At 39.1% G+C, this 20,050-nt stretch carries 13 protein-coding genes; 12 read left to right on the forward strand and 1 reads right to left on the reverse strand.

The window, feature by feature from the left end:
* Positions 1-21 precede the first annotated feature (21 nt).
* From bshC to FHS59_RS13665, 12 genes are all read left to right on the forward strand, one after another.
* Positions 22-1,581 carry a bacillithiol biosynthesis cysteine-adding enzyme BshC gene (bshC, locus tag FHS59_RS13610; RefSeq protein WP_184495802.1) on the forward strand — a complete coding sequence of 520 codons (1,560 nt, stop codon included), beginning with the start codon at positions 22-24 and terminating at the stop codon, positions 1,579-1,581.
* The gene (locus FHS59_RS13615) at positions 1,578-2,150 is read left to right on the forward strand and encodes a 5-formyltetrahydrofolate cyclo-ligase (RefSeq protein WP_184495804.1); all 573 of its coding nucleotides are present in this window, start codon (positions 1,578-1,580) and stop codon (positions 2,148-2,150) included. The genes bshC and FHS59_RS13615 overlap by 4 nt, the downstream gene beginning before the upstream one ends.
* Before the next feature lie 24 nt (positions 2,151-2,174).
* Entirely contained in the window at positions 2,175-2,672 is a 498-nt protein-coding gene (locus tag FHS59_RS13620) for a hypothetical protein (protein ID WP_184495806.1), read from the forward strand.
* A 577-nt stretch (positions 2,673-3,249) separates the two neighbouring features.
* Complete coding sequence (locus FHS59_RS13625; protein ID WP_184495808.1) at positions 3,250-6,447, forward strand: SusC/RagA family TonB-linked outer membrane protein; 3,198 nt, start codon at positions 3,250-3,252, stop codon at positions 6,445-6,447.
* An 18-nt stretch (positions 6,448-6,465) separates the two neighbouring features.
* Positions 6,466-8,109, forward strand: coding sequence for a SusD/RagB family nutrient-binding outer membrane lipoprotein (locus FHS59_RS13630; RefSeq protein ID WP_184495810.1), 1,644 nt, complete (start codon positions 6,466-6,468; stop codon positions 8,107-8,109).
* 19 nt (positions 8,110-8,128) lie between these two features.
* Entirely contained in the window at positions 8,129-9,085 is a 957-nt protein-coding gene (locus FHS59_RS13635; protein WP_184495812.1) for a hypothetical protein, read from the forward strand.
* A gap of 235 nt (positions 9,086-9,320) precedes the next feature.
* Positions 9,321-12,104: a 2-oxoglutarate dehydrogenase E1 component gene (locus FHS59_RS13640; protein WP_184495813.1), complete on the forward strand. Its 2,784-nt coding sequence runs from the start codon at positions 9,321-9,323 to the stop codon at positions 12,102-12,104.
* Positions 12,105-12,171: 67 nt separating this feature from the next.
* Positions 12,172-13,689 carry a 2-oxoglutarate dehydrogenase complex dihydrolipoyllysine-residue succinyltransferase gene (gene odhB / locus FHS59_RS13645; RefSeq protein ID WP_184495815.1) on the forward strand — a complete coding sequence of 506 codons (1,518 nt, stop codon included), beginning with the start codon at positions 12,172-12,174 and terminating at the stop codon, positions 13,687-13,689.
* Between the two features lie 105 nt (positions 13,690-13,794).
* Positions 13,795-14,148 (forward strand): four helix bundle protein, encoded by a 354-nt coding sequence (locus FHS59_RS13650; protein ID WP_184495817.1) that lies wholly within the window; start codon positions 13,795-13,797, stop codon positions 14,146-14,148.
* A gap of 51 nt (positions 14,149-14,199) precedes the next feature.
* On the forward strand, positions 14,200-15,597 hold the full coding sequence (lpdA, locus tag FHS59_RS13655) for a dihydrolipoyl dehydrogenase (RefSeq protein ID WP_184495819.1): 1,398 nt from the start codon (positions 14,200-14,202) through the stop codon (positions 15,595-15,597).
* 148 nt (positions 15,598-15,745) lie between these two features.
* Positions 15,746-18,349, forward strand: a complete 2,604-nt coding sequence (locus FHS59_RS13660) for a carboxypeptidase regulatory-like domain-containing protein (protein WP_184495820.1) — start codon at positions 15,746-15,748, stop codon at positions 18,347-18,349.
* A gap of 64 nt (positions 18,350-18,413) precedes the next feature.
* On the forward strand, positions 18,414-19,187 hold the full coding sequence (locus FHS59_RS13665) for a Rossmann-like and DUF2520 domain-containing protein (protein ID WP_184495822.1): 774 nt from the start codon (positions 18,414-18,416) through the stop codon (positions 19,185-19,187).
* On the opposite strand, the gene FHS59_RS13670 is transcribed toward FHS59_RS13665, so the two are convergent.
* Positions 19,184-20,038: a pirin family protein gene (locus tag FHS59_RS13670; RefSeq protein ID WP_184495825.1), complete on the reverse strand. Its 855-nt coding sequence runs from the start codon at positions 20,036-20,038 to the stop codon at positions 19,184-19,186. The genes FHS59_RS13665 and FHS59_RS13670 overlap by 4 nt on opposite strands.
* Between the last annotated feature and the right edge of the window lie 12 nt (positions 20,039-20,050).

A 20,050-nucleotide genomic window follows, 5' to 3' on the forward strand; every position in this document is an offset into this window, starting at 1 on the left:
TATACTTCACCCTATCCAACCATGAAAAAACATTGTGTAAGCCTAAATAAAACTGGTCAGTTTTCTGAATTTTTTCTGGATTACATTGAAGGGAAGGAATCGCTGAAACCTTTTTACACACATAAGCCGACCCTGGAAAGTTTTAAAGAGGCAATCAATGCGAAGAATTTTTCCCAGGAAAAACGTGAGGTTTTAGTAGAGGCATTGAAAAGCCAGTATGAAGGAATCGAAATTAGTGATTCTGTTCGTGGGAATATCGAGAGCTTGGGAAAGCCAAATACTTATACAGTGACAACTGGTCATCAACTGAATTTATTTACCGGTCCGCTTTATTTCATTTATAAGATCGTTTCCACCATCAATTTGGCGAAGAAACTTACGGAAGCTTATCCTGAATCCAATTTCGTCCCCGTGTATTGGATGGCTTCAGAAGATCATGATTTTGATGAAATCAATTATTTTAAGTTGGACGGGAAGAAGTATCAATGGAATTCTGATCAGACTGGTGCTGTGGGAGATTTTAAGCTAGATTCTTCATTTAAAGAATTTTTAAAGTCTGTTTCCTTCGCTCCTGATTTTTTCAAAGAAGCTTATTCAAGTTCCAAGACTTTGGCCGAAGCAGTTCGAAAATATGTCAATCACCTCTTTGGAGATCAGGGTTTGGTGATTTTGGATGGGCATCATTCGTCCTTAAAAGGTCTTTTTAAAGAGGTAATAGATAATGACCTTTTCGAGCATGCGCCATTTCAACAGGCTCAAAAGAATACCGAGGAACTGGAAAGTTTAGGGTATAAAAGTCAGATTTATCCGAGAGAAATTAATTTCTTTTACCTCCAAGACGGGATTCGTGAAAGAATCGAGCAGCATGGAGATGAATTCTTTGTACTCAATACGGATTTGAAATTTTCAAAATCTGAATTAAAGAAACAGATTGAAAACAATCCGGAATATTTTAGTCCTAATGTGGTTTTGCGCCCGCTTTATCAAGAAATGATTTTGCCTAATCTGGCGTATTTGGGTGGGCCTGCTGAAGTTGTTTACTGGCTTCAGTTGAAAGGAGTTTTTGACCATTTTGAAGTTCCATTCCCAGTTTTGCTTCCAAGGAATTTTGCGTTATTGATTTTAGAGCCAATCAGGAAAAAACTCAATCAGTTGGGTTGGGGCAATGAAGATATCTTCAAATCCTTTACAAATTGGAAGAAGGAATATGTGCTTGAGGAGTCAAGTTTGGATATTGAATTAAAGAAGCAAAAAGAAGTGGTGTCAGCGCTCTTTGATAAAAAGGGCGAAGAAGCGGCCCAACTTGAGGAGAGCCTGAAATCTGCATTTGAAGCTGGTAAAGTCAGGTCCTTGAAGATATTGGATCAGATGAGCCGGAAATTAAGGAAAGCTGAAGAAAGAAGATTGGATATTCAGATTACTAGAGCTTTGGCCATACAGGATTACATCAATCCGGGAGGTTCACCACAAGAGCGTGTGGTCAATATGATGCAGTTTTATCTGGAGGATGAGACATTGATTGAGTGTTGTCTCGACTGTTTTGATCCTTTGGATTTCAAAATGATGGTATTGGATCTATGACTTTGGATAAAGATCAGATCCGAAAAGAGTTTAGAGTAAAGCGGAAAGCCTTATCTGAAGAGGAAGTTCAGGCTAGTTCCGAGCAAATTTTTTTGAGGTTTAAAAGTTGGTTGGAAGAAAGATCAAGTATTAACCACATCCATATTTTTTTACCCATAGCCCATCATAAGGAAGTGAATACTTTTCTTATTCGGGATTACTTGTTTGAAAAGGGAATAAAAGTTTATACCTCCATCATTCCTGAGGGAAAATCAAAAATGGATACTGTTTTGATTGATTCCAACACAAATTATAAAATTGACGCATGGGGTATTCCCATTCCAGTAAATGTAGAGCCTGTTGAGCCAGTGGAAATCGAATTAGTTTTGATTCCTCTGTTGGCATTTGATGAAAAAGGAAATAGGATTGGTTTTGGGAAAGGGTATTATGATCAGTTTTTAGCTTCATTGAAACCTACAGTTTTGAAAATGGGATTGAGTTTTTTCTCTCCAGTCAAAAGTATTTCTTCCGAAAAGCATGATATCCCTTTGGATTATTGCATTACTACTGAAAAAGTTTTTACTTTTTGACCGATTAAATTTTCTTGTGCTTTTATGAATAAATCTTTACTGTTTGCCGGCTTACTAGTCGCAGGGCTTTTCTTTTTCGCTTCAGATGCAGAGGCACAGTTAAAAGCATATAATACATCCATAGGGATTAGGGGAGGTACCAGTGTTGGTGGCTCTGTCAAAAGATTTATTTCTGATCATGATGCGGTTGAGTTGATGGTGTACACGAGATGGAAGGGCTGGGTAGGTAATCTTTTGTACGAGCATCATATGGATATCAGAGAATTTGAAGGATTGGAATGGTATGTAGGAGGTGGAGGACACTACGGGGTCTGGAAAGTAGGTAAAAGTGAACCACCATGGGTTTATAAAGCAACCGAAGATTATGCTGCGTTTGGAATCGATGCGATAGTGGGCTTGGATTACAATATTAATAGGACAAGCTGGTTTATCAGTCTGGATTGGAAGCCATCCTACAACTTTCAGGATTTTACAGACCTTTGGTGGGATGAAATAGCCTTCACTTTAAGATATGCGTTCTAATTTTGCGAAAACCTCATTTTTTTAAACCGGTTTTTAAACTTTTCACAAAAAATCCTTAGAAATACTGATTTTTTGAACCCTTGAAGATTGGTTTTGACATTTTTTCAATTTTTATCTCTTGTTAAAATTCGTTTCCAAGAATATTATTTTGCAATGAATAATTGATAGTTATTTTTATTCTGAAAATAGCTATTAAATAGCCTTGATATTCCAGAAAAATTTTTTTTCCAAACAAAAATTTTTTTTTTGAAAATAGAATTTTAGGGTTTTGACAAAATATTGTTTTGTAAATGTTAAAATTTTACATGAAATCAGTTAATATTTGTTAAAATGCTTATTCAAACCAAATATTTACTGTTTTGAGCCATTAAAACAAATAATCAACCGTTAATCGGGTATTTTGCTTTAAAATTGTATTAATAAATAAAAAATATGGATTAAAGTAATTGTTAATATTGTAATTGCACTTTATGTATTATAAATAGATTTTTATCAAGTATTTTTTCTTCTAGGTCCCTATTTTGAAATTAAAATCAAATAATTTTTATTTACGCTTATCAACTAAACTAAATACCTTATGAGAAAAGCTTTACTCTTTGTTGTTGCGCTTTTCACCATGGCCCTCAGTTATGAGGTGTCGGCGCAACAACGGGTAATTACCGGTACGGTAATTTCCGAGGAAGACGGACTGGGTTTGCCGGGTGCAACCGTCCTCGTGAAGGGTACAACAGTGGGTACTACCACCGATCTGGATGGTAATTATTCCATTAATGTCCCTGCCGGTTCTGACGTATTGATTTTCTCTTTTGTAGGTCTAGAAACCTCAGAAGAGACGATTGGCAACAGGACCATTATTAATGTCACCCTGACAACAGATGCAGCGCAACTATCCGAAGTGGTAGTAACTGCGATCGGTATCGAAAGGGAGAAAAAAGCCTTGGGTTATGCAGTTACCACTGTAGGTGACGAGCAACTTGAGAATCGCCCTGAGCAAGACGTTGCCCGCGTTTTGCAAGGTAAAGTTCCGGGTGTAAACATTACTTCTACTAACGGTATGTCTGGTTCTGGTACGAACATGGTTATCAGAGGTTATTCCTCTGCTACTGGTTCTAACCAGCCTTTGTTCGTTGTAGATGGTGTTCCTTTCAATACCAGCACTAACAATACCAATGGTTTCACTACTGGTGGTGCTACTACTTCTTCTCGTTTCTTGGATATTGATCCAAACAACATCGAGAGCATGTCTGTATTGAAGGGTCTTTCTGCTACAGTACTTTATGGAGACCAAGGTAGAAATGGTGTAATCTTGATTACTACCAAATCTGGTGCTTCTAAAAGAAAAGCTGCAGAAGTAACAATCAACCAATCAGTATTCTCTAACAAAGCAGCTTCTTTGCCTACATATGGTACAACATATGGTAATGGTTTCCAGCAGGCTCCAGGTTTCTTCTTCTCTAACTTCGGTCCTAGATTGGATGAGGGAAGAACAGTAAATCACCCTTATGCTTCTTCTTCAGTAGCATCTGTTAGAAATGCTTTCCCAGAATTCTGGGTTGATGGTGTTGTAGGTGGTACTCCTATCCAGTATGAATACAAAGCGTATGAAGATCCTTCTACTGCTTTCTTCAGAACTGGTTTGGTAAGTAATACTTCCGTACAGATTTCCGGTGGTTCTGACAGAACTGGTTTCAATGCATCTTTCGGTTATACTGATGATGAAGGATTTACTCCTGGAAACGAATTGAAAAAGTATAACTTCGGTTTGGGTGTAAACTCTGCTGTTTCTGATAAGTTGTCAATCAACTCTTCGTTTACTTTTGCAATCACTGATTTGCAATCTCCTCCTGTTAACGCAGCGTTTGGTTCTGGTCCATCTGGAGGTATTCCTTCAGCATTTGCTCACGTATTGTATACTCCAAGATCTGTAGATTTGGCAGGTCTTCCATTCGAAAATCCTACAGATAATAGTTCTGTTTATTACAGAGGTGGTAATGATATTGTTAACCCATTGTGGTTAGTGAAATATTATCAGAATACTTCTGATGTGAAGCGTTTCTTTAACTCTACTTCTATCAACTACGATCTAAACGATAACTTCTCTGTGACTTACAGAATTGGTTTGGATACGTATTCTGAAGTTCAGGAAAAAAGATATAACAGAGGTGCAGGATCAGGTAGTGCAGCGATTCAGTCAGGTATGTATACTACTGCAAACATTGTAAATACTATCTGGAACCAAGATTTGATCTTGAACTGGAAAAAAGAATTCTCTGATAAATTCGGTATGAGTGCATTGTTGGGTGGAAACTCAAGATATGACGTGTTCGGCAGAACTGGTATTGAGTCTCAGAACCAATTGGCATTCGGTTTATTTAACCACTCTAACTTTACTTCTGCTTCTTCTGGAGGTCTAAACTACAATGAAGAGCAAAGAAGAATGGGTATTTATGCCAACTTGACTTTCGATTATTCTAACTACTTGTATTTGAACGTTTCAGCAAGAAATGACTGGACTTCTACGGTTGAGAAAGAGAACAGAAGGATTCTTTATCCAGGAGCTTCAGTTTCCTTCATTCCAAGCACGGCTTTTGACTGGAATTCTTCAACTATCAATGATTTGAAATTGAGATTGGGTTACGGTACTTCTGCTGGTTTCCCAAGTCCTTATAGTACAAGAAATACCTTGGCTCAGAATCCAATTGCATTTTCAAGAGATGGTTTGATCACGCAGACTCACTCAGTATCTAATGCTTTGGGTAACCCTAACTTGAAGCCAGAGCTTCAGGAAGAATTGGAATTTGGTGTGGAAGCAGTAATGTTTAACAACAAATTGAGATTTGATCTTTCCTTGTATGAGAAAAACACTAATGACTTGATCACTCAAGCTCCAATAGATCCTGCAACTGGATTTACTTCCACTGCAATCAACGTGGGTAAGATCAGAACAAGAGGTATCGAATTCCAGGCTAATATTACTCCAGTATCTACTGCTTCAGGATTTACTTGGAATTCTATTGTAAACTGGGGTCTTTATAGATCTGTGACCATGGAATTAGGCGATGGACTTGATGAAATCGTTGTTGCTGGTTTTACAACTCTAGGCAACTTCGCTATTCCTGGTGAGCCTTTCAACGTAATCAAGGGTATCGGTTTTGCAAGAGATGAGCAGACTGGCGAGCCAATCGTTCTTTCTGATGGTATCTACAAAGCAGATCCAGAGTTGAAAATCCTAGGTGATCCAAACCCAAGATGGAATGGTTCATGGATTAACACTTTCTCCTTCAAAGGATTCACTTTGATGGCAATGATGGAATACAGACACAAGGGAGCAGTTTTCTCTAACACTGTAACTGCAACTCTTGCTAGAGGTGTAACAAAAGATCCAGTAGCTGACAGAGAATTGACTTTCATCATGCCAGGTGTGAAGGAAGATGGAACTCCTAACGATATCCAGATTTCTGCTTCTGATTATTTCTTCTCTGGTTATCAGGGTAGAACTGATGAGCCAAACGTATTTGATGGTTCTATGATCCGTCTTCGTGAGGTTTCTTTGGGTTATGAATTACCTACTAGCCTAATTGCTAAGACTCCATTTAAGAGAGCTTCTATCGCAGTTAGTGGTAGCAACTTGTGGTTCAAAGCTTTGAACTTCCCTCCAAACATGAACTACGACGTAGACGTGTTGGGTACTGGTGTGGGTAACGGTCTTGGTTTCGACTTTGTGACTGGACCTAGCTCTAGAAGATTTGGTGGAACTGTAACTCTTGCATTCTAATCCCAAAACTGAAACAAAATGAAAAAATATATTTATAGTTTGTTGTGTGCAGCAACCATGTTATTTGCGTCATCTTGCGATTTAGATTTGCTGGATAACCCAAATGCGGTAACTGCAGAGACAGCTTCTCCCGATTTCCTGCTTAACAGGATTCAACTTGATTATACTGGATTCTATCAAGGGATCTCTAATACAGGGATGTCTTTGACAAGAATTGTAAACCAAGGTAGTGCTCAGTATGAAAGTGCTTATACTGCTGCTTCTACAAACGGTTGGTGGTCAAACTCTTATTCCAACATCTTAGCGGATATCCAGTTCCTTGAGCCTTTGGCAGAGGAAGGTAATCTTCAAAGACACTTAGGAATTGCTAAAACTATCAAGGCAATGGTTTTATTCCACTTGGTAGATGTGTTTGGTGATGTACCTTATTCTGAGGCTCTTGATGCGGCTCAGTTCAATCCTAAGGTTGATGCTGGTAAGTCAGTTTACGATGCTGCTTTTGCTGCTTTGAATGAGGCTGCAGGTCACTTTACGGCTGCTTCTTCTGGTTCACCAAATGATTATTTCTACGGTGGAAATTATACTAAGTGGGTTAAATTGGTTAATACCTTGAAATTGAGATATTTCCTTAACCTACGTTTGACTGAAGAGTCTACTGCAAAGGCAGGTATTGATGCATTGGTTGCTGAGAATAACATGCTGAAAGTTGGAGATGACTTCGTTTTCAGATTTGGTACTTCAACAGCTAACCCTGATTCAAGGCATGGTAACTTTGTAGGTTCTTATACTTCTGGTGGTGGTACTTACCACTCTACTTACTACATGTGGCACATGACTGAAGCGAAAGGATTTGATGATCCTAGAGCTAGATTCTACTGGTATCGTCAGGTGTTGGTAAACTCTACCAATGTGGATGAAATTGAGTGTATTTCTCAAATTGCTCCTCCTCATTACCTAGCTGGAAACTTTATCTATTGTCTTCCTGGTCAAAGAGGTTATTGGGGTCGTGATCACTTGGATTCAGACGGTGTTCCACCAGATGGTTTGAAGAGAACAATGTGGGGTCTATACCCAGTAGGTGGAAGATTTGATGATGATTCTGCTATGCCTACAAATAGCCCAACTCTTGGAAACCAAGGTGAAGGTCTTTATCCTATCATGCTTGCTGCTTACGTAGATTTCATGTTGGCCGAGGCTAAACTTGAGATCGACGGAGACGCTGCTGCTGCTAAGACTTATATGCTTTCTGGTATCCAAAAGCACATGGATTATGTAAAAGGGTATGGACTTGCTTCTAAAGAAGCTGGTGCGATCAACGCATGGTTTGCAGATCAGGAAACTACATTAGATGAGGATATCGTAGCTTATAAAGCATATGTTTCTAATGAGTATGATGCTGCTTCTAACAAGATGTACATCATCGGTCGTGAGTACTGGTTGTCTCTTTTCGGAAACGGAGTTGAATCTTACAACTTGTATAAGAGAACTGGAGAGCCAGGAAACATGCAGCCAGGTTTAGAGCAGAATGCTGGTTTATTCCCACGTTCTTTCTTGTATCCTAACGTGTACATGGTTACCAATACAAATGCTAGCCAGAAATCAGGACTTGATGCACAGGTGTTCTGGGATAACAATCCTGCAGGAAATGCTTGGGTTTACTAACCAAAAAATTTGAGATAATATGAAAATGTTAAAATATAGTTTTGGCTTTCTCTTAAGTGCTTTGGTATTCCTAAGCTCATGTAGAGATTTCGTTGAGCCAAATATTCCGTACTCTGAGTTTGATACGGGAGCTTACTTGCGTACTATTCGTACCACGGATGAAAATACCAGTCTTACTTTCAATTTCTTTAACTTGGCAAATTCAAAGTTCGCTTTGATACTGGAAGCGGTGGATATTGAAGATGGAGCTACAGTAGAAACTGTAGAGATCAAAGTACAGCACAGAAGATTGATTACAGGGGTTGGTTTGGAATATACTCCTTCCGAACCGGTATTAGTCAAAACCTTGTCTGCTGCTGACTTTGCACCAAATACTGAATCTAGATTCCTTAGAACATCATTTCAAATTCCTGCATCGGAAGCAATTTCTGCAGTGGGTTTGACACCTGCAGATATTGAGGGTGGTGACACTTTTGAATTCAGTTTAATCTTGACTGATAATAAAGGTAGACAATTCAATAGAGAAAACGTATCCGGTAACATTGCTGGTGCGCCATTCTATGACTCTCCATTCCAGTATTTTGTAAATGTTATTTGTCCTTCTGATTTGGGTGGAACTTATGAGTTTACTCAGACAAATATGGATTCAATTTACGGGTCTTGTTCTGGAACAATATCTGGAACAACTACTTGGACTCCTGTTTCTGGCGCTCCTGGTGCCTACAGAATTTCAGATGCAACTTTTGGCTTCTGGGATTGTTATGGAGATTCTTGGGGTTCTGGTAGCGTAAGAATCAATGATGCATGTGGAAACCTATCCATGTCAGGTGCTGATAAATACGGTGTTGGATATTCTATTACAGTGCTTAGTAGTACACCTGAGGAACTTGTTTTCGTTTGGTTGAACGGGGATGGTGAAACTGGTGAAGTGACTATGAAAGCGCAGGACGGAAAACCATTGCCTACTTTGATGTAATCTTGATCAAAAATTAGTATAAGCGGCATCCTTTGGGTGCCGCTTTTTTTTAATCATTTTGGGCTATTTATTTAATTTATGAAGTTGTGATAAACTCTGGTAGTATGAACTTTTGGGTTACCTCTTTATTTGAATATTAATATTCTGAAAGAATATTAATATTCGTGAATGCAAATAAGCGATTTTTTTAATTGACTTTATCCTTATAGTTTTGTGGAGATCTGAATAACCCATCATGGATAAATTTTCATTTATTGCCAACGCTCATGTTTCATATATCGATGAGCTTTACGCTTCATTTAAAAGCGACCCAAGTTCCATAGACCCTAGTTGGAAAGAGTTTTTTGAAGGCTTTGATTTTGCGCTAGCAAATTATGACGCAGATTCTACCGCTGAAAGCAAAGGAAAACCTACACCAAAAAATGGTGCTCTTGCCACTCCAGGAACCATTATGGACATGGAGCAATTGCCAAAAGAAATTAAAGTTCGTGCGCTGATACATGCACATAGATCACGTGCTCACCTTCGCTCCAAAACTAACCCTGTTCGGGAAAGAAGAGATAGAAAAGCGCTGATTGATCCTGAATATTTCGGTTTGGGCCCAGAAGATATGAATACGGAGTTTCAGGCTGGGAATGAAATCGGAATTGGAACTGCAAAATTGTCTACCATTATAGAATCATTGAAAAAGATCTATGAAGGACCAATAGGCTTTGAATATTTATACATCCGTGATCCGGAAATGCTGGATTGGTTTAAAACCAAAGTTGAAAAAGAAGCTCTTGCTTTTAATCCACAAGTGGAAGAGAAGAAAAGAATTCTTTTTAAACTGAACCAAGCGGTAGTTTTTGAAAATTTCTTGCATACCAAGTACTTGGGGCAAAAGAGATTTTCTTTGGAAGGTGGCGAAAGTACCATTCCATTTTTAGATGCAGTAATTAACACAGCAGCAAAATTAGGTGTAGAAGAAGTGATGATCGGCATGGCCCATAGAGGTCGATTGAATGTGCTGGCGAATATCATGGGTAAAACCTACGAACAGATTTTCTCAGAATTCGAAGGTACAGCCAAGCCGGATTTGACTATGGGTGATGGTGACGTGAAGTATCACATGGGGTATTCCAGTGATATTGTAACGCCTGATGAGAAAAAGGTTCACTTAAAATTAGCACCAAATCCATCCCACTTAGAAGCTGTTAACCCAGTAGTAGAAGGTTTTATCAGAGCTAAAATCGATTCAGAACATAAAGGAGATAAATCTAAGGCTCTTCCTATTTTGATTCATGGTGATGCTGCTGTTGCAGGTCAGGGGATCGTTTATGAAGTGACTCAAATGGCCGATCTAAAAGGCTATAATACAGGAGGTACAATCCACTTTGTCATCAATAACCAGGTTGGTTTTACTACTGATTTTGATGATGCAAGATCTTCAATTTATTGTACTGATGTCGCGAAAATCATAGATGCGCCAGTAATCCACGTAAATGGTGATAATGCAGAAGAAGTGGTTTTTGCAGCCAATCTTGCTGCAGAGTTCAGACAGAAATTTGGCAAAGACATTTTTGTCGACATGGTCTGCTACAGACGTCATGGTCATAATGAATCTGATGAACCGAAATTTACTCAGCCAGAATTATATAACCTGATCTCAAAACACCCAAATCCAAGAGAGATTTATGTGAAGAGATTGACCGAGCGAGGAGATATCGATGCTAAAATCGCTTCTCAGATGGATGAAGAATTCCGTCAGCTCCTTCAGGATCGTTTGAATATGGTGAAGGAAAAACCTCTTCCGTATCAAGCTACTAAGTTTGAGAGAGAGTGGGGAACATTGAGAAGATCTACACCTGAGGATTTTGATCACTCTCCTGAGACAGGAATTTCTGAAGAAGTTGTAAAAGAGGTGGCTGATGCATTGACTTTAATCCCGAAAGGATTTAAGCCGATCAAGCAGATTGAAGCCCAAATGAAGCAGCGAAAAGATATGTTCTTCCAGTCCAAGGAATTGAACTGGGCAGCTGCCGAACTATTGGCTTATGGATCTTTATTGACCGAAGGAAAATCCGTGAGATTGACTGGCCAGGATGTTCAGAGAGGTACATTCTCCCATAGACATGCGGTATTGCATGATGCCAATACCAATCAGCCTTACAATTCCTTGTTGGAAATGAAGGAACGTAAAGCAAATTTCCAGATTTATAACTCCCTTTTATCGGAATATGCAGTTCTAGGTTTTGAATATGGTTATGCCATGGCAAACCCTAATTCTTTGACTATTTGGGAAGCTCAGTTTGGTGACTTTGCAAACGGTGCCCAAACAATGATTGACCAGTTTATTTCTTCTGGCGAATCAAAATGGCAGCGTATGAATGGATTGGTGATGTTGCTTCCTCACGGTTATGAAGGTCAAGGCCCAGAGCACTCCAATGCCAGACCAGAGCGATTCTTGCAGCTTTCTGCAGAATATAATATGGTAGTTGCTAACATTACTGAGCCATCAAACTTCTTCCACTTATTAAGAAGACAATTGGCTTGGGAGTTTAGAAAGCCATGTATTGTGATGTCTCCGAAATCACTTTTGAGACATCCTAAAGTGGTATCTCCACTTTCAGAATTCACCTCAGGAACATTTAGAGAAGTCATTAAAGACACAACTGTTGCTGCCAAAGATGTGAAAAGAGTGGTTCTTTGCTCAGGAAAAATCTATTATGATTTAGAAGAAGCAAGAGAGAAAGAAAAAGTAAAAGATGTTGCGATTGTCAGAATCGAGCAGCTTCATCCACTTCCTAAGAAACAAATGTTGGAAGTTTTGGCTTCTTACAAAGGTGCCGAAGTAGTATGGGTTCAGGAAGAGCCAGAAAATATGGGCTATTGGAACTATATTCTAAGATTGCTTTATAAGGAATTGCCGATGGAATTGATCGCCAGAAAATCTTCTGCTTCTCCAGCGACTGGTTACAATAAGGTTCATGTTGAAGAACAAAAATCAATTGTAGCCAAAGCTTTGAAACTTAAATAATCCGAAATAATCATATCATTTTGTTCCAACTTTTGCTCTTAACAGCAAGAGTTAAAAAGAAAAACACATGAGCAAAGAAATTAAAGTGCCAGCAGTAGGCGAGTCTATCACCGAAGTTACCGTCGGTCAATGGTTTAAAAATGACGGAGATCAGGTACAAATGGATGAAATCCTTTGTGAGCTGGAATCTGATAAAGCAACTTTTGAATTGCCTGCTGAGGCAACTGGAATATTGAAAATTAACGCTCAGGCGGGAGAAACTTTGGAAATCGGTGCTGTCATCTGTACCATCGAAGAGGGTTCAACTCCTGCTGCCAAGGCTCCAGAGGCAAGTGCTGCTCCAGCGGCTGAAAAAAGCTCAGGACCTTCTGCCACTGGTGAAGTAAAAGAGATGATTGTCCCTACTGTTGGAGAGTCTATTACTGAAGTAACTTTAGCAAACTGGATCAAAGCTGATGGTGATTATGTGAAGTTGGATGAAATAATTGCTGAAGTAGATTCAGATAAAGCAACTTTTGAATTACCAGCCGAAGCTTCTGGAATTTTAAGGCACGTAGCACAAGAAGGCGATGTACTTGAAATTGGTGGCTTAATCTGTAAAATTGAAGTGACCGAAGGTGAGCCAGCATCTCAAGCTTCTTCTGAGTCTAGCGCAGCACCTGCGGCATCTGCTCCTTCTGGAAATACAAACTATGCAACTGGACATGCTTCTCCTGCTGCTTCCAAAATTTTGGCTGAAAAAGGAGTTTCTCCTGAATCAGTAAAAGGTACCGGTAAGGATGGTAGAATCACCAAGGAAGATGCACAAAGTGCTCAAAAACCTGCTCCAGCTCCAGCAAAAGCAGAAAGCATGCCTGAAGCAGCACCTGCTCCTGTGGCCGGTTCAAGAAACGAAAGAAGAGAAAAAATGTCTTCTTTGAGAAAAACTGTTGCGAAGCGATTGGTTTCTGTGAAAAATGATACGGCGATGTTGACCACCTTCAATGAGGTGAATATGAAGCCAATCATGGATTTGAGATCTAAATTCAAAGAGCAATTCAAAGAGAAGCACGGCGTTGGACTTGGCTTTATGTCTTTCTTCACCAAAGCAGTTTGTGTGGCACTTCAGGAATGGCCAGCTGTCAATGCAAAAATTGATGGAAACGAAATCGTCTATAATGACTATTGTGATATTTCCATTGCAGTATCGGCACCAAAAGGCTTGGTAGTTCCAGTGATCAGAAATGCTGAAACGATGAGCTTTGACCAAATAGAGAAAGAAGTGGTGAGATTAGCTGGTAAAGCTAGAGACAACAAGCTTTCTATCGAGGAGATGACTGGTGGTACTTTTACTTTGACCAATGGAGGAATCTTCGGTTCCATGATGTCTACACCAATTATCAACGCACCTCAGTCAGCTATTTTAGGTATGCACAACATCGTACAACGCCCAATGGCTGTAAATGGTGAAGTGGTAATCCTTCCGATGATGTATGTGGCACTTTCATATGATCACAGAATCATTGACGGTAGAGAGTCTGTAAGCTTCTTGGTAAGAGTAAAAGAATTGCTTGAAGATCCGACTAGGTTGTTGTTTGGAGTTTAAAACAAGTACAAAGTACCAAGTATTAAGTACAAAGAATAGATTAGTAGTTAAGTCAGTGATTTTAGGTTAAATTAATAATTTATTTTTAACCTAAAGCACTTCCTTATGAATCGTTTTAAAGAATTACTCGTTTGGCAAAAGGCCATCGATTTAGCTGTTGAGGTTTATCATATCACAGAGAACTTACCAAAAGAAGAACGCTACGGATTGATTAGCCAGATAAACAGAAGTGTGATTTCGATTCCTTCGAATATTGCTGAAGGAGCAGGAAGAAACACCAACAAAGATTTCAATAATTTCTTGGGAATTGCCCAAGGTTCATCTTTTGAGTTAGAGACTCAGTTGATTATCTCAAATCGACTGAATTACATTTCAAAAGATGATTTTCAAAAAATAGAAACTCAGCTTGAACATATTCAAAATATGATCGCCAAGCTGAAAAAGAGTCTAAATGTTTAACTTCCGGATACTTGGTACTTTGTACTTAGTACCTGGTACAAAGACAATAAAATGTACGACGTAATAGTTATCGGTTCTGGTCCTGGAGGGTATGTGGCAGCGATTCGCTGTGCGCAACTAGGGATGAAAACCGCATTGATAGAAAAATATCCGACTTTAGGTGGAACATGCCTAAATGTAGGCTGTATTCCTTCCAAAGCACTTTTGGATTCTTCTGAGCATTATCATAATGCTGCACATACTTTTGAAACTCACGGAATTGGTTTGAGTAATTTGAAAGTCAATCTGAAGCAAATGATCACTCGTAAAAACGATGTGGTGAAGCAGAATACTGACGGTATTCAATACCTGATGAAAAAGAATAAAATCGATGTTCATCAAGGTTTGGGTTCTTTTGTGGATAAAAACACCGTGAAAGTGACCAAGGATGACGGTTCGTCTTCCGATATACAGGGTAAAAATATCATCATTGCCACTGGCTCTAAACCATCTTCTTTACCTTTTATCAAATTGGATAAAGACCGTGTTATCACTTCTACGGAAGCTTTGAACTTAAAAGAGATTCCAAAGCATCTTGTGGTAATTGGTGGTGGAGTAATCGGTTTAGAATTAGGGTCGGTTTATGCTCGCCTTGGTGCCAAAGTCTCTGTGATTGAATTCATGGATTCTTTGATTCCTACAATGGATCGTACCATGGGTAAAGAACTTCAGAAGTCTTTGAAGAAAATCGGATTTGAATTCTTTTTAAAGCATAAAGTAACTTCTGTTGAAAGCAAAGGCAAAGAAGTGACTGTGAAGGCAGAAACTCCAAAAGGTGAAACAGTAGAAGTGAAAGGTGATTATGTGTTGGTTTCTATTGGAAGAAGACCTTATACTGACGGCCTAAATGCGGAAGCTGCCGGGGTGAAGTTAACAGATAGAGGACAAATCGAAGTCAATGATCACTTGCAGACTAATGTTCCAAATATCTATGCGATTGGTGATGTGGTGAAAGGCGCTATGCTTGCTCACAAGGCCGAAGAAGAAGGTGTGTTTGTAGCGGAGACTTTGGTTGGTCAAAAGCCACATATCAATTACAACCTGATTCCTGGTGTTGTTTATACTTGGCCGGAAGTTGCTGCTGTTGGATACACAGAGGAGCAATTGAAAGAAAAGGGCATTAAGTACAAAACCGGTAAATTCCCATTTATGGCTTCCGGAAGAGCGAGAGCTTCCATGGATACGGATGGATTGGTGAAAGTTTTGGCGGATGCTGAGACTGACGAAATCCTTGGCGTACACATGATCGGCCCTAGAACTGCTGATATGATTGCGGAAGCAGTGGTGGCGATGGAATACAGAGCTTCTGCGGAAGATATTTCCAGAATGTCACATGCACACCCAACCTACACTGAAGCCTTTAAAGAAGCTTGCTTGGCTGCAACAGACAATAGAGCGTTGCACGTTTAATTCAAATAAAATCATTTTTAAAAGCCATCTGGAATTATTCTGGATGGCTTTTTTATTATTAAAGTAAATTTCATTTGCTATGATTTGTGCTTTTTAAACTATTTTGTTAGACGGGTCGTAAAATTTATTTAATTCTAACTCTTTGTTCATGAGATATTTTTTTCTTTTATGTTCTGTTATTTTTGGAAACAGTCTATTTGCCCAAAATGGAATTGTTTCAGGTAGCATTTTAGATAGCCAAACAAATTCTCCAATTTCTGAAAGCCATATTTTTATTCCAGGCACTGCAATCCAGACCTTTTCGGATAGCTTGGGGGTATTTAACCTAAAGGGATTGCCCACAGGAGCTTGGGATTTGGCAGTAATGAAAGAAGGATATCTTTATCAATCAAAATCGATTGTGATTAATCAGGCAAATACTGGATCCAAGTTGGATATTTTGCTAAATCTCAAGCCAAACCTCGAAACGGACGAAAATTCTGCTAAACAACAGAAAAAATTAGAGAGGGACTTTTTAGAATGGCTGGAAGTCGAATCGGGCAGTAAAGAAGAGCTTAAACTGATCAATCCTGAAGTTTTGATCTTTCAAAAAAATGAAGAAACAAAGGGGTATTGGGTAAATACAAAAGAGGCTTTATTGGTTCAAAACCTTAAAACATCCTACTTGATGACGGTCTATTTCAAAGAGTCCGTTAAAATGGATGGGGAAATTATCCCAGATAATTTTTTGATTAGCTATCTGGAGCTGAAGCCCGGTAGCGAGGAAGAAAAGGAACTGATCAATAAAAATCGCATTCAGCTTTATGAAAGTTCGCCAACTTATGCGCTTCGAATGCTTCTAGGTGAGCAAGATGGGCCAATTGAAATAAAACCATCAGATCAAGATGGTCAATTTTTATTGTTTTTGAGCTCTCCTCTAGTCTTGGAAAATGGTAGTAAATCAATTGCTTTTAAAAATAATGAATTGTTGATCCGGGCAAACGGAAGTCCTATTCATCCAGATAATCTGATTACTTCAGGATTTGCCAATTCATCTAATCCTTTCACCCGATTACCATTGGATTTTGATTATGACAAAGTATCTACTCTGGCGGAGGTTCAAAAAACACCCGAAACATTGATGGAAAGAGTTTTCCTTCATACTGATAAGGATATTTATTTGATGGGAGAGGAGCTGTTCTTTAAGGCCTACATGATCTTCGGAAATCCATTATTGGTAGAGGAATCAAGTAAAGTACTCCATGTTGAAATTTTGGATTCCAGCGGCTACAGTATGGTTCATCGGATTTTCCCGATTGAAAACGGGATGGCTCAAGGGAAAATTCCACTTACTCCTGAATTTAATACCCGTGATTTTATTGTAAAATCTTATACCATTTGGGGAGCTAATTATGGAGAGGAATTTGAGTTTTATAAACCTATACAAGTTTACACTAATTACCCTGAGTTAGAATCAAATTCTCTTGGTGAGTTATCAGAGGGGATAACGGTTTTTGCAGATAAGGAAGTCTATTCAAGTCAGGATTCTGTTACCTTAAATATTATAGCAAGGAATAAAATAGGTTCTATTTCCGGCGCCAACCTTTCTGTTTCGATCATTAGTGAAAAATCAAATTTGCTCATTAACCCGGAAAGAAGTGAATTTGTGAATTATGCTGCATTTACTCCCGAAATCAAATTAAAACAAACTGATTCTTTTCAGTTTGAAAAAGAACTAGGCTTCACTCTTGTAGGTAAAATTAAAGATGAAAATATCCTTATAGACAAAAGTAAAGTGGAGGTTTTGGTAGATAATTTTTTGGATAAGAGGGAATTGCTTGCAGATAAGGAGGGGCTTTTCTACCTCAAGGGATTGCAAAAATCAGGTGAATTTAGCGTACTGATCAAAGCTAGAAACAATCAGGATAGACAATTGGATGAATTTGAATTGAGCCTCCTTCAATCTCCTAATATGCTCAATCTTTCAGCATTTGAATTTCCTAGCCCTCCCCTTGTAAAAAGACCTTTGGAAAGAGTCGATTCCTTACAAAGAGCCTATCTGGCTTTAAGAAAGGGCGAGATTTTATTGGAAGAAGTGGAAGTGAAAAGCACAAGAAAAATCGACAGTAGATCCATGCCATTTGGAAGGGCTCCAATTGTTTTGGAAATGAAGGATGTTTACCTCACCGGAGATACCCAACAGTTTATTTATTCTTTAGCCAATAGGACGGGGCTGAGAGCTGCAGGAATTCCTCCAATGCTGATCAATCCTAGGGGATACCCGGGCGGTCCGCCCGTCATTTTATTAAATGGCAATCCGATCACAAGTGTCTTGGGGCCATCGATTGGAAGTAACCCACAGGAGAACCAATATCAAGCACTACAGTCAATCAACATTTTTACCATAGAAAGAATTGAAGTGATAAAATCAATCATTCCGCTACTTGGGGAGGCTGGTCGCTTTGGAGCAGTAAATATCATTACAAAAGTAGGACAGTATGTCGCATCCAATGAAAAGCCTTATCAGGAGTTCCAATTACAAGGTTTGGAGGAATCCAAGCCACTTCCTAACCCTTTATATTCTTTCCCCAGTACTACACTTTATTGGAATCCTGAAGTCAAAATTTCTCCTAACCAGACATCAACTTCTCTCAAATTTAAACTGCCAGAAGACTCAGAACCATTTTGGGTCATTGTGAATGGGGTAAATGCCTCTGGTGAACCAGTTTCGGGAAGAATTCTACTCAATGAGAATAAATTAGGCTCGAATTAACTAGAGGTCTTAAACTTAAAACTTGTAGCTTTTTCTTTGTTCTATTTTTTGCCTTATTTCGATTATGAAGTTTAAAATCGCCATCCTTGGAGCCGGAAATGTAGCTTGGCATCTTGCCCCAGCTTTGGAAAGTGCCGGTCATGAAATCACCGAGGTTTATGCTAGAGATATTTCTGAAGCCATCAAGATTACGGAAAGACTTTATGCCTCTGAAGCAAAAGATGATTTGGATTTTTCTGAATCCGAAGCAGAGATTTTTATTCTGGCAGTAAAAGACCTGGCTATCCCAGAGGTTGCAGATGAAGTCATTTTACCCGAAGGAAGTATTTTGGTGCATACTTCTGGAACCATGTCGCTAGGTGTGCTGGGCTATAGTTCAGCCAGTTATACCGGCATATTTTACCCATTGCAATCATTTTCTATCGGTAGAAAACTAGATTTTGAAGATGTGGCCTTTTTGCTGGAATCCGAAGATGAAGAAACCCTACAAAAGCTTCGCAAGTTGGCCAAGAGCCTTTCTTCGATGAATTATGTGGTAAAGTCCAAAGACCGAAAAGCCATCCATGTGGCGGCTGTCTTTGCCAGCAATTTCAGTAATCACATGATTCGGATCAGCGAAGAGATCATGAGAAGGCAAGGATTGGATTTTGATATGTTAAAGCCTTTGATCATCGAACAGATTTCAAAAGCGCTTCAAATTGGAGCTAAAAATGCTCAGACAGGACCGGCTATCCGAGAGGATTATCAAACCCTGGAAGATCATCATAGCTTTTTGAACTACAATGAGTCCATAGCTGAAATCTATAGATTGATCTCCCAGGATATTATTGACAGTTAATGGGACCAGGTACCGAATTTACCGTTTTGGTAATCTTCATAAGCTTGATGGATTTCTTCTTCCGTATTCATAACAAATGGACCCTGAGCTACCATCGGTTCATTAAATGGTTTTGCGTGACCTAAAATCAGGATCGAGCCTGTTTTTGCAGTAACCTTCAGATCTACCTCTCCCTTTTCGAATTCTACTAAATTTCTATAAGGAACCACTTCACCATTTACATCCAGTTCTCCTCTGACGATGTAAAAGAAAATGTTTTCATCTTCAGGAATAACCTTCTCAAAACTTCCACCTTCTTGCAGATAAATTGTGCTCATGGTCAGTGGAAAAGATTCCTCAAATGCTCCTTTGGTACCATTCCATTCTCCAAATAATTGCTGCACTTCGACCTTTCCTTCATCAAGGGTGAATGCAGGAATTTGATCCTTTTGCAATCCTACATATTTTGGATCAGTCATTTTTAGCCTAGCCGGCAGGTTTAACCAAAGTTGAAGGATTTCTAAATCACCACCTTTTTTCTTGAACTCCGAGCTACTCACTTCCGAATGGATCAATCCTCTCCCAGCAGTCATATATTGAACTCCTCCAGGACCGATCACTGATTCATGCCCAGAAGAATCTAAATGCATAATATCTCCTTCTAAAATAAAAGTAACCGTCTCCATACCTCTGTGGGGATGCGGTCCAAAAGGCAAGCCTCGGTTTGGCGATGGATAAGTCTGAAATCCATGATGGTTCAGAAAGATAAAAGGATCAATCTGCTGAAGCTGTCTGGTAGGCATAGGACTATAAGTCACTAAATCAGCAATGGGTCTGTATTCTCCTTTATGAATTCTTTTGATCTTGGTCATATGTTGAGTTTT

This window comes from Algoriphagus iocasae, assembly GCF_014206875.1.
GTDB classification, from domain to species: domain Bacteria; phylum Bacteroidota; class Bacteroidia; order Cytophagales; family Cyclobacteriaceae; genus Algoriphagus; species Algoriphagus iocasae.

Excerpts from the sequence above, each read along its gene's own strand:
- bshC (WP_184495802.1), top strand. The coding sequence starts at position 22 with ATGAAAAAACATTGTGTAAGCCTAAATAAAACTGGTCAGTTTTCTGAA.
- FHS59_RS13615 (WP_184495804.1), top strand. The coding sequence starts at position 1,578 with ATGACTTTGGATAAAGATCAGATCCGAAAAGAGTTTAGAGTAAAGCGG.
- FHS59_RS13620 (WP_184495806.1), top strand. The coding sequence starts at position 2,175 with ATGAATAAATCTTTACTGTTTGCCGGCTTACTAGTCGCAGGGCTTTTC.
- FHS59_RS13625 (WP_184495808.1), top strand. The coding sequence starts at position 3,250 with ATGAGAAAAGCTTTACTCTTTGTTGTTGCGCTTTTCACCATGGCCCTC.
- FHS59_RS13630 (WP_184495810.1), top strand. The coding sequence starts at position 6,466 with ATGAAAAAATATATTTATAGTTTGTTGTGTGCAGCAACCATGTTATTT.
- FHS59_RS13635 (WP_184495812.1), top strand. The coding sequence starts at position 8,129 with ATGAAAATGTTAAAATATAGTTTTGGCTTTCTCTTAAGTGCTTTGGTA.
- FHS59_RS13640 (WP_184495813.1), top strand. The coding sequence starts at position 9,321 with ATGGATAAATTTTCATTTATTGCCAACGCTCATGTTTCATATATCGAT.
- odhB (WP_184495815.1), top strand. The coding sequence starts at position 12,172 with ATGAGCAAAGAAATTAAAGTGCCAGCAGTAGGCGAGTCTATCACCGAA.
- FHS59_RS13650 (WP_184495817.1), top strand. The coding sequence starts at position 13,795 with ATGAATCGTTTTAAAGAATTACTCGTTTGGCAAAAGGCCATCGATTTA.
- lpdA (WP_184495819.1), top strand. The coding sequence starts at position 14,200 with ATGTACGACGTAATAGTTATCGGTTCTGGTCCTGGAGGGTATGTGGCA.
- FHS59_RS13660 (WP_184495820.1), top strand. The coding sequence starts at position 15,746 with ATGAGATATTTTTTTCTTTTATGTTCTGTTATTTTTGGAAACAGTCTA.
- FHS59_RS13665 (WP_184495822.1), top strand. The coding sequence starts at position 18,414 with ATGAAGTTTAAAATCGCCATCCTTGGAGCCGGAAATGTAGCTTGGCAT.
- FHS59_RS13670 (WP_184495825.1), bottom strand. The coding sequence starts at position 20,038 with ATGACCAAGATCAAAAGAATTCATAAAGGAGAATACAGACCCATTGCT.